The organism is Ruegeria sp. AL2, from assembly GCF_056540845.1.
In genome coordinates this window covers 119,771-130,462 of sequence record NZ_JBQFXM010000010.1, presented here as the reverse complement: position 1 = coordinate 130,462, position 10,692 = coordinate 119,771, and the positions used below count along the sequence as shown (strand labels likewise).

General features: G+C 59.3%; 9 protein-coding genes. All 9 read left to right on the top strand.

Annotated features, from left to right (window positions below; genetic code table 11):
• Positions 1–1,105 (top strand): COG4223 family protein (locus tag ACR0ID_RS13695; RefSeq protein WP_480606193.1); only part of this gene is annotated, 1,105 nt, incomplete at its 5' end.
• 10 nt (positions 1,106–1,115) lie between these two features.
• A complete protein-coding gene (locus ACR0ID_RS13690) occupies positions 1,116–2,609 on the top strand; it encodes a heme biosynthesis HemY N-terminal domain-containing protein (protein ID WP_480606190.1) in 1,494 nt (497 codons plus the stop codon).
• Positions 2,610–2,694: 85 nt separating this feature from the next.
• Positions 2,695–3,783 carry an MHYT domain-containing protein gene (locus ACR0ID_RS13685; RefSeq protein ID WP_480606187.1) on the top strand — a complete coding sequence of 363 codons (1,089 nt, stop codon included), beginning with the start codon at positions 2,695–2,697 and terminating at the stop codon, positions 3,781–3,783.
• Between the two features lie 139 nt (positions 3,784–3,922).
• Positions 3,923–4,756, top strand: coding sequence for an FAD binding domain-containing protein (locus tag ACR0ID_RS13680; protein ID WP_480606184.1), 834 nt, complete (start codon positions 3,923–3,925; stop codon positions 4,754–4,756).
• Positions 4,757–4,770: 14 nt separating this feature from the next.
• Positions 4,771–5,265: a (2Fe-2S)-binding protein gene (locus ACR0ID_RS13675; protein ID WP_480606182.1), complete on the top strand. Its 495-nt coding sequence runs from the start codon at positions 4,771–4,773 to the stop codon at positions 5,263–5,265.
• Positions 5,262–7,679, top strand: a complete 2,418-nt coding sequence (locus ACR0ID_RS13670) for an aerobic carbon-monoxide dehydrogenase large subunit (RefSeq protein WP_480606180.1) — start codon at positions 5,262–5,264, stop codon at positions 7,677–7,679. Before ACR0ID_RS13675 ends, ACR0ID_RS13670 begins: the two co-directional genes overlap by 4 nt.
• A 104-nt stretch (positions 7,680–7,783) precedes the next feature.
• Positions 7,784–8,650, top strand: coding sequence for an AAA family ATPase (locus ACR0ID_RS13665; RefSeq protein WP_480519530.1), 867 nt, complete (start codon positions 7,784–7,786; stop codon positions 8,648–8,650).
• Positions 8,650–9,840: a vWA domain-containing protein gene (locus ACR0ID_RS13660; RefSeq protein ID WP_480606207.1), complete on the top strand. Its 1,191-nt coding sequence runs from the start codon at positions 8,650–8,652 to the stop codon at positions 9,838–9,840. Before ACR0ID_RS13665 ends, ACR0ID_RS13660 begins: the two co-directional genes overlap by 1 nt.
• Before the next feature lie 13 nt (positions 9,841–9,853).
• Entirely contained in the window at positions 9,854–10,666 is an 813-nt protein-coding gene (locus tag ACR0ID_RS13655; RefSeq protein ID WP_480606178.1) for an XdhC family protein, read from the top strand.
• The last annotated feature ends 26 nt before the right edge of the window (positions 10,667–10,692 follow it).

Below are 10,692 nucleotides of genomic sequence, written 5' to 3'. Positions count from 1 at the left end.
CGAAGCCGAAGCCGAAGCCGAAGCCGAAGCCGAAGCCGAAGCCGAAGCCGAAGCCGAAGCCGAAGCCGAAGCCGAAGCCGAAGCCGAAGCCGAAGCCCCGGTCACTGAAAAGACCGTCGAACGCGTAGTTGAAAAACGTGGCGGTTTCGTTCCGGCCCTGTTGGGTGGGGCGCTGGCCGCCGTTGCAGGTTTCGCGCTGGGCAATGGAGGGCTGTTGCCAACCGGCCCGGACAACTCGGGAGCGCTGGCAGAGCTGGAAGCAAAGCTGACAGAACAGTCGAACCAGATCGCCAAGCTGTCACAGGCGCTTGCAAACAGCCCTGATGTGTCTGGACTGGCAGATCAGGTCGAAACGTTGTCGGACAAGCTGACACCGGTTGAGAGCGACCTCGGCACGGTAAAATCCTCGGTTGATGCGCTGTCCGGTCAGGTCGCGCCATTGACGGACCGGGTCGCTGCGCTGGAAAAAGCCCCGATCGCCTCCACTGCCTCGCCCGAGGCAACCGCCGCGTTTGAGGCGGAACTGAAGAAACTTCAGGACTCGCTGGCGGCGCAACGGGCTGAAGTCGAAAAAATGGTTTCGGACGCTCAGGCTCTCGAAGCGAAAGCCTCGGCAGATGCACAAGCTGCAATGAATGCTGCCATTCTGGCGCGTCTGCGTGGACAGCTGGACACCGGCCAGCCTTTTTCGGAACTGGTTGCTGAACTGAAGGCAGGCGGTGTGAATGTACCGGACGCCCTGTCCGGCCCGTCGGAAAAAGGCGTGGAAACTCTGACCGCGCTTCGGGCGTCGTTCGAACCTGCCGCGCGAAATGCATTGGCCGAGGCGCGCGAGGCTGACAAAGGAACGGGTTTGGTCGCCTTCCTGCAACGTCAAACGGGCGCCCGTTCCGTCACGCCTCAGCAAGGTGATGGTCCAGACGCTGTTTTGTCGCGCGCGCAGGCTGAGCTTGCGAATGGCGACCTGACCAAAGCGTTGAATGAACTGAAATCACTTCCCGAAGTGGCGCAGGCTGCGATGGCCGATTGGGAGCAGGCGGCCGGGACACGAGCGTCCGCCATTGACGCCGTGAATACGCTGGCTTCCAGCCTGAACTCGAACTGAAGGACCTGCCATGCTGTGGTCATTGTTTAAGATCCTCGTTTTTGTTGCGATTATCGGCCTGCTGGCGCTGGGCGGTCACTTCCTGATGCAAACCAGCGGTGGGGTGCAGATCACCGTCGCGGGCACGGAATTCACCCTTGGGCCGCTTCAGTCAGTGATTGCGCTGGGTGTTCTGGTATTTGCGGTCTGGCTGTTCTTCAAACTGCTTAGTCTGTTGGTTGCGACGCTCAAATTCCTCAACGGCGACGAAACCGCCCTGTCGCGGTATTTCGACCGCAGCCGGGAACAGCGCGGCTATCAGGCGCTGGCCGATGGGTTGATGGCTTTGGCCTCGGGCGAGGGGCGCATTGCCATGACCAAGGCCAGTAAAGCCGAAAAGCTGTTGAACAAGCCGGAACTGACGGATCTTCTGGTGGCGCAGGCTGCCGAGATGACGGGTGACACCAAGAAAGCTTCGGACACCTACAAGAAACTGGTGACAAACAGTGCGACCCGGTTTGTCGGTGTGCGCGGTATCATGAAACAAAAGCTGGCCGAGGGAGATGATGAAACCGCCCGCAAGCTGGCCGAAAAGGCGCTGGCCATCAAACCGCGCCACGAAGAGACACAGGACGTACTGCTGAAATTGCAGACCAAGGCGCAGGATTGGGCTGGTGCCCGGTCGACGCTGACTTCCAAGTTGAAAGCCGGGTATCTGCCGCGCGACGTATTCAAACGTCGCGATGCGGTTCTGGCGCTGTCCGAAGCCAAGGGAATCCTGGATGAAGGCGCGACTGTCGAGCAACAAGAGCGCGCGATCGAAGCCAATCGCCTGTCGCCCGACCTGGTGCCTGCCGCCGCCATGGCGGCCCGCGCGTATATCGCCAAGGGCAAGTCCCGGGCAGCGACCAAGATCCTGAAAAAAGCGTGGGAAGTTCGCCCACATCCGGATCTGGCCCATGCCTTTGCCGAGATCGCGCCGGATGAAACCCCGGAACAACGGGTCAGGCGTTTCACGGCGCTGACCCGCACCCATCCCGAAAATCTGGAAACCCGTCTAATCCTGGCCGAACTGAACATTGTGGCCGAAGACTTCCCCGAAGCCCGCCGTGCCCTGGGTGATGTCGTGGAAAAACGGGGTGACGCGCGCGCCTATACATTGATGGCCGCCATTGAACGCGGCGAGGGTGCCACCGACGCTGTTGTCCAAGGCTGGCTTGCCAAGGCACTGAACGCGCCGCGCGGCCCGCAATGGGTGTGCGACAACTGTCATGACATTCAACCCGAATGGGGACCTGTCTGTCAGAACTGCCACAGCTTCGATACGCTCAGCTGGCAGACACCACAGACACCCGAGATTGCAACAGCAACCGGGGTTCACATGTTGCCCCTGATCGTCGGCGCACTTGAAAACCAGACCGAAGAACCCGAAGCAGTCGAGCCTGCGGAGGACGATGATGTGGTTGAAGTCTCAGTGGATGCCGTAGAGGTCGCGGACGACGCAGAAGCTCAGAAACAGGTCTGAGCCCTGCTGTTGCTAACTGTGAATTGTCGCAATCAATTCGGTTTGCTAACGTCATCCTCGCGTCGGGGAGGGCGTTCAAATCCAAATGCTGGACTACTCTCACAACACTTGGTTGGTGGTGGCTTCGCTTGCCGTGGCGCTCATGGCCGGGTTCACGGGTCTGTACCTGACGCATGGCGCGTCAAGGCTGGATAGCCAGCAGCGCAAGTTCGTGGTGGCATTGGCCGCTGTCATTCTGGGCGGCGGCATCTGGTCGATGCATTTCGTGGCGATGCTGGGGCTGCAACTGCCAATTCTGTTTTACTATGATGCCCTGATCACTCTGATGTCGGCACTGGTCGCGATCCTGATGGTCGGGCTGGCGTTGCTGCTGCTGCATTTCCGGCCTCGCTCGGTTCAGACGATGATCGGATCTGGTGTGATTGTCGGGCTGGGCATCGTCGCGATGCACTTTGTCGGGATGGCTGGTATGCAGCTTTGCCGCCCCGTCTATGACATTTTCGATGTTGCTCTGTCAGCACTGGCATCAGTAATCTTGTCGGTGGCTGCAATTTGGGTGGCTTATGGCAACCGGACACAACGGAACATCCTGCTTGGCACGGTTTGTTTCGGGCTGGCGGTGTTCACAATGCATTTTGTTGCCACGGGCCTGACTGATTTCGTCGCGAGCGACAGCCTCGGCGGGGCGGGTCCAGCGCTGGATAATCAGGTTTTGGCAATGGGGGTGACGGTATCCGTATTCCTGATCTGTGGCGCTTTCCTATTGACCGGTATCACGTTTATAGAACCAAAGCCCGTGGCTGCACCTGCCTCGGGACCTGTGTCGGAACCAGCCCCAATGCGCGCTGGTGTTCCGTATGAGCGCGAAGGCCAGACTTTTTTTGCGCATCCCGCGCGGATCGCCGCCATTCGGGCCGAGGGGCATTATACGGTTCTCTATATGGATGCAGAGAAACTGTTCTGCCCCTGGTCGATCACGGATGCGGAAACGCGACTTTTGCCCGAAGGCTTCCTGCGGGCGCATCGTAGCTATCTGGTGAACCCGAAACACGTCTCGCGCTTTGAACGTCACAAGGACAATGGCACCTGCTATTTCGATGGCGTTGACGCGCTGAGCAAGGTGCCGGTCAGCCGGTCCCGCCTGACGGATATTCGCGAAGCACTGGGATTGTAGGCGCAACTCGTGCAGTTCTTTCGCATTTCGTGAAACAAGCCGCGCGCTCCGTTTTCCTTAACTGGATCAGTTAAATCCGCCGTTCTTTCCTTACCTCAGGTCCCCCAAGGCATATCGCCCGGACCCAGGGAGGAAAAACATGATACCAGCCGGCTTTGAGTATCACCGGCCAGGCGACATTGCCTCGGCCATCGGCATTCTACAAGAATACGGGGATGAGGCGCGCGTGATCGCGGGCGGGCATAGCCTGATCCCGATGATGAAGCTTCGCATGGCCGAGATGGGTCATCTGGTCGATCTTCAGGCCATCGAAGAGCTTAAGGGGATTGAGGTCGGGCCTGACACCGTTACTTTGGGTGCGATGATCACGCAGCACGAGCTGATCACCCATGGGGATCTGGCCGGTGCCATTCCGCTGATCCGCGAGGCGGCTCTTCAGATTGCGGATCCGCAAGTGCGGTACATGGGTACTGTCGGTGGCAATGTGGCCAATGGTGACCCGGGCAATGACATGCCGGGGCTGATGCAGTGCTTGAACGCCTCGTTCGAGTTGTCCGGCCCGGACGGGAAGCGGACAGTTGCCGCGCGTGATTTTTATGAGGCCGCGTATTTTACCGCCCGCGAAGATGAAGAAATCCTGACCCGGATTTCGATCCCTGTACCGGGTACGGGCGTGGGGCAGGCCTATCAAAAGCAAAAGCGCAAGATAGGGGATTATGCGACCGCCGCCGCGGCTGTGATGGTTGGCAACGGTCATGCCTCGGTTGCGATGACCAATCTGGCCGACACGCCCATCTGGTCGGATGAGGCCAGCACGGCGCTGGCCGGTGGCGATGTCGAAGGGTGCGTTGCCGCAATGCTAGACGCGATCGATCCGGTCGCTGACAACCGCGGCCCCGTCGAATTCAAGAAACACGTGGCCGCCGTGGTGCTGCGCCGCGCCATCGACCATGCGCAAAGCCGCGCGGGCTGAGGGGGAGGGAACCAATGTCTAAAATGCATGTCAAACTGACCGTAAACGGCAAGCAGGTAGAAGGTCTGACCGAGCCACGCACGCTGCTGATCCACTTCCTGCGGGAAGACCTGAAAATCACCGGCCCGCATATCGGGTGTGAAACCAGCCACTGCGGCGCCTGCACCGTGGATATCGACGGCAAGTCAGTCAAATCCTGCACCGCCTTTGTAGCGCAAGTAAACGGTGCTGAGATCACAACCGTTGAAGGCCTGACCAATGATGATGGCAGCCTTGGAGTGTTGCAGGAAATGTTTCGCGAACATCACGGGCTGCAATGTGGGTTCTGCACGCCGGGCATGATCACCCGGGCGCATCGTCTGTTGCAGGAGAATCCGAACCCGACCGAGGAGGAAATCCGTTTCGGTATGGCCGGAAACCTGTGCCGCTGCACAGGATACCAGAATATCGTCAAGGCGATCTCGGCTTCGGCTGACTTGCTCCATGCACAGAAGGAGGCCGCGGAATGAACGACCAGACTCTGACCCCCGAAGAACGCGCTGCCAACCTCAAAGGTATGGGCTGCGCCCGAAAGCGCGTCGAGGACGTGCGTTTCACCCAGGGCAAGGGTAATTACGTCGATGACATCAAGCTGGACGGGATGCTGTTTGGTGATTTTGTGCGATCTCCTTACGCCCATGCCCGCGTCGTCAGCGTGAACAAAGAGGCGGCCTTGGCACTGCCCGGCGTGATCGCCGTTTTGACCGCCGAAGACCTGTCGCCTTTGGGTTTGCATTGGATGCCGACACTGGCCGGTGACAAGCAGATGGTGCTTGCCGATGGCAAGGTGCTGTTCCAGGGCCAGGAAGTTGCCTATGTCGTGGCCGAAGACCGCTATGTCGCGGCGGATGCCGTTGAACTGGTCGAGGTCGAATACGAAGAGCTTCCAGTTATCACGGACCCGTTCGAATCGTTGAAGTCGGACGTGGTGCTCCGCGAAGATCTGGAAGGTCAGACCGAAGGCGCACATGGGCCGCGTAAGCATCACAACCACATCTTCACGTGGGAACAGGGCGACAAGGACGCGACCGAAGCTGTGCTGGCCGAGGCAGACGTGGTCGCCGAAGAGATGATCTATTACCACCGCACTCATCCGTGCCCGCTTGAGACCTGCGGTTGCGTGGCGTCGATGGACAAGGTGACCGGCAAGCTGACGCTCTACGGAACGTTCCAGGCCCCCCATGCAATCCGGACAGTAGTGTCGCTGATTTCGGGGCTGGCCGAGCATAATATTCGCGTGATCAGCCCCGATATCGGTGGTGGGTTTGGCAACAAGGTGGGGGCCTACGCAGGCTATGTGTGCTCGGTGGTGGCCTCGATCGTTACCGGCAAACCGGTGAAATGGGTCGAGGACCGGATGGAAAACCTGATGTCCACTGCTTTTGCCCGTGACTACTGGATGCAGGGGAAGATTGCCGCCACCAAGGATGGAAAGATCACTGGATTGTGGTGTCACACCACGGCGGATCACGGCGGTTTCGACGCGTGTGCCGACCCGACCAAATTCCCTGCCGGGTTCATGAATATCTGCACCGGGTCTTATGACATCCCGACTGCCTATCTGGCAGTGGATGGTGTCTATACCAACAAGGCGCCGGGCGGTGTGGCCTATCGCTGTTCCTTCCGCGTGACCGAGGCCGCCTATTTCATCGAACGCATGATCGAGGTTCTGGCCATCAAGCTGAACATGGACGCGGCCGAGCTGCGCCGGATCAACTTCATCCGCAAAGATCAGTTCCCGTATCAGTCGGCGCTGGGCTGGGAATATGACTCGGGCGATTATCACACGGCCTGGGACAAAGCGCTGAAGGCCGTGAACTATGAGGGTCTGCGGGCGGAACAGGCGCAGCGGATCGCGGATTTCAAGGCTGGAAAAACGCGCAAGCTGCTGGGCATCGGCCTGACGCATTTCACGGAAATCGTCGGAGCCGGACCGGTGAAGAACTGCGATATCCTCGGGCTGGGGATGTTCGACAGCTGCGAGATTCGCATTCATCCGACCGGATCAGCGATTGCGCGGCTTGGAACGATCAGCCAAGGGCAGGGCCATGCCACAACCTTTGCCCAGATCATCGCCAGTGAAATCGGCCTGCCCGCCGATGACATCACGCTGGAAGAGGGTGACACGGATACCGCACCTTACGGGCTTGGGACTTATGGGTCCCGGTCTACTCCGGTCGCTGGCGCGGCTACAGCAATGGCGGCCCGCAAAATTCGGGCAAAAGCCCAGATGATCGCGGCCTATCTGCTGGAGGTGCACGACAACGATGTCGAATGGGACGTGGATCGCTTCGCTGTCAAAGGCGCGCCTGAGCGGTTCAAGACCATGAAGGAAATCGCATTCGCCGCCTATAATCAGGCTATTCCGGGGCTGGAACCGGGTCTGGAGGCCGTCAGTTACTATGACCCGCCCAATATGACTTATCCGTTCGGAGCCTATATCTGTGTCATGGAGATTGACGTGGATACTGGTGAATGGGAAGTCCGGCAGTTTTATGCGCTGGATGACTGCGGCACCCGGATCAACCCGATGATCATCGAGGGTCAGGTCCATGGCGGTGTGACCGAGGCGTTGGCCATCGCGATGGGTCAGGAGATTGCCTATGATGACATGGGCAATGTGAAAACCGGTACGCTGATGGATTTCTTCCTGCCAACCGCGTGGGAGACGCCGAACTATACCACCGACCATACGGTGACCCCGTCCCCGCACCATCCGATTGGCGCAAAGGGTGTGGGGGAAAGCCCAAATGTCGGCGGTGTGCCCGCGTTCTCGAACGCAGTGCATGACGCGTTCCGACCCTTTGGACTGGTGCAGAGCCATATGCCGCACGACCACTGGCGGATTTGGAAGATTGCCAATGGTCTGGGGATGCATGGGTGAATGGGATCGGACCGGCTGTTGCCGGTCCGACCGACGGAGGGGGCTCTGCCCCCTCCGAACCTCCCCCGGGATATTTGGGGCCAGATGAAGATAGGATCCTGGTTTTGACCTTGAAAGATGTGCAGAACGGGTTGGTCGCGCAGGGCTATGTTGCCGATGATCGGTTGGCCATGGCGTTGCATCTCGCGCAACAACTTGGGCGCCCGTTGTTGCTGGAGGGGCCGGCGGGTGTGGGGAAAACCGAAGTTGCGAAAGCGGTGGCAACCTGGCGCGATACGCGATTGATACGTCTGCAGTGCTACGAAGGTCTGGATGCCAGCCATGCCATCTATGAATGGAATTATCAAAGACAGCTATTGGCGATCCGGGCGAGCGAAGCGCAGGGTGGCGTCGCGGAGGCGCAGCTGTTTTCGGATGAATATTTGCTGAAAAGGCCTTTGTTAGAGGCTATCTCGGAAACAAAACCTCCGGTTCTGTTGATTGATGAGATTGATCGGGCGGATGAGGAGTTTGAAGCCTACCTTCTGGAAATCCTGTCAGACTTTCAGATCACGATACCCGAGCTGGGAACTGTGCAGGCACAAGTTCGGCCTGTCGTCATTCTGACGGCCAACGGGACGCGGGATTTGTCGGATGCGCTGCGCAGAAGATGTTTGTACAGCTTTCTTGACTATCCTTCGAGAGAGACCGAATTGGCGATCCTGCGGGCACGACTGCCTGAAATTGAGGGGATTCTGGCGCGTCAGATCATTGGGGTTGTGCAGGCGCTGCGTCAGGAAGACCTTGAGAAGAAACCGGGCGTCGCCGAGATGCTGGATTGGGCAGCGGCCCTGTCCGGGTTGGGTGTCAATGATCTGGCCAAATCCCGCGAAGACGTGCAGGCGACGCTGGTGTGTTTGCTGAAGACTGCCGCAGACTACAGTGCGGCACCGCCCGAGGTGATGGATCGCTTGATCGGAAAGGTCGCGTGATGCAGGTTACGCGCTTTCCCGCCCGGGCTTTGGGCCTTGCCGACCGCATGTCGGGTTTCATAGCGCATCTGCGCAGGAATGGCATGCAATTGGGCGCGTTGGATGCGGGGGACGCGCTTGCCGCCCTATCCGAAGTGGATGCAACGGATGCCAATCAAGCCCGGCAAGCCATGTGCGCGGTCTTGACCGGAGACGCGGACGATTGGCGCAGGTTTGATGAACTGTACGATGCTTATTGGTTCAACGCTGGTGCGCAGCGTTCGGGAAAAGCGAAAAACAAGCATGTGCGGGTGCAGTCCGCCAAGCCAATGATCTGGCAGACCAGAACTCAAGCTGAAGACGAACCACGATCCGGGTCGGCACAAGAGGCCACTATGCCTGACTGCGGTGAAGGGGAAGCCGAAGGGGTGGACGGCAAGTTGATCGCCACGCGAACGGCCAACCTGTCACGCCGGGATTTGCGAGAGTTAATGGACGACGAGGCCCTAAAGCAGGCTGAAACAGCCGCGCTGGCCTTGGCGCGGGCTTTTCGGGACAGGCGATCGCGCCGCCGGAAACGGGCGTTGCGCGGGGCTGTTCTGGACATGCGCCGAATACAGCGCGCCAGTCTGGCGCGAGGCGGTGAGCCGCTGGACCTGTATCGCCGAGCGCGGCCGCCGCGCCCGATGCAGATTGTGGCATTGTGCGACGTGAGCGGCTCGATGACCGTGTACTCACGTGTGTTTCTGGCTTTCCTGAAAGGGTTGATCGGCAGCGGGATCAAAGCAGATGCGTATTTGTTTCACACGCGATTGATGCGGGTTACAGATGCGTTACGCGACCATGATACTCTCCGGGCCGCGGGTCGGTTGTCGCTGATGGCCGAAGGCTTCGGCGGCGGCACCGATATTTCCGGCAGTCTTGAGCGATTTCTGTCGGGATACGGCGCGCGGGCACTGAACGGGCGTACTGTCGTTCTGATCCTGTCGGACGGATATTGCAGTTCTGATCCGCAGGCTCTGGGGGATATGCTTGCGCGTATCAGGCGCAAGGCACGCCGTATCGTCTGGCTGAACCCCTTGAAGGGCTGGAAGGGCTATCAACCAATTGCGGCAGCGATGCAGGCGGCTGAACCCTATCTGGATGCGCATTTACCGGCCAATACGCTGGATGCATTGGCGGCGCTTGAGCTGCAGTTCCAAAAGCTGTGAAAGGAGTCTGACCTTGGCGAATTTCGACATTTTTGACACCATCGATCAGCTGCGCGGAACCGGAGAGGCCTTTTGTGTGGCGACGGTTTTGCGCACGGCGGATGCGACCTCGGCCAAAGCTGGGGGGAAGGCGGCGGTTACCCAGGCGGGTGAAATTCTGGGGCATCTTGGTGGGGCTTGTGTGCAACGCGCGGTCCGGGCAGCGGCGCAACAGGCTTGGGCGTCCGGAATGCCGCAGATAATCCGTGTCAAACCTTCGGAAAAGGTGGTGAACATGACGGATCCCGATGGTGTACAAACATTCAAAAGTGGGTGCCCGTCCGGCGGTACCGTTGATCTATTGGTCGAGCCCTATCAACACGCGCCCCGGCTGGTGATTTTCGGCGAGGGGTTAATTGCCAAAGCTCTGGCGGCGCATGGATCTTTGGCGGGGTTTCGTACGGTTGTCGAGGATGGGCTTGATATTGCTGGAAACCATGTGCGGTTCGCCTTGGAACAGGTCGATGCGCTGGGCGTGGAGCCGCGGGACTATGTCGTGGTGGCTGCGCAGGGGCGCAGCGATGCGTCCGCTTTGAAGGCGGCATTGGAAACCGATGCGGCACGCGTGTCGATGGTGGCCAGTCGGCGCAAGGCAGCTGCGCTGACTGCAAAGCTTATCGCCCAGGGATTGGACCCTTTGAAGGTTGCGCGCCTGAAATCTCCGGCGGGCTTGGACATATATGCCATAGACCCGCATGAGATCGCCCTGTCGATTTTGGCCGAGATCGTGATGTGGCGGAACGGTGAAAAGGCAGCAAAGGTGTCGCATGATGAAAAGCTTGCTTGAACGCCTTTACCGCATGTGGCCTGCGT

Coding starts and splice junctions, on each gene's coding strand:
- ACR0ID_RS13660 (WP_480606207.1), top strand. CDS start 8,650: ATGCAGGTTACGCGCTTTCCCGCCCGGGCTTTGGGCCTTGCCGACCGC.
- ACR0ID_RS13680 (WP_480606184.1), top strand. CDS start 3,923: ATGATACCAGCCGGCTTTGAGTATCACCGGCCAGGCGACATTGCCTCG.
- ACR0ID_RS13670 (WP_480606180.1), top strand. CDS start 5,262: ATGAACGACCAGACTCTGACCCCCGAAGAACGCGCTGCCAACCTCAAA.
- ACR0ID_RS13685 (WP_480606187.1), top strand. CDS start 2,695: ATGCTGGACTACTCTCACAACACTTGGTTGGTGGTGGCTTCGCTTGCC.
- ACR0ID_RS13675 (WP_480606182.1), top strand. CDS start 4,771: ATGTCTAAAATGCATGTCAAACTGACCGTAAACGGCAAGCAGGTAGAA.
- ACR0ID_RS13690 (WP_480606190.1), top strand. CDS start 1,116: ATGCTGTGGTCATTGTTTAAGATCCTCGTTTTTGTTGCGATTATCGGC.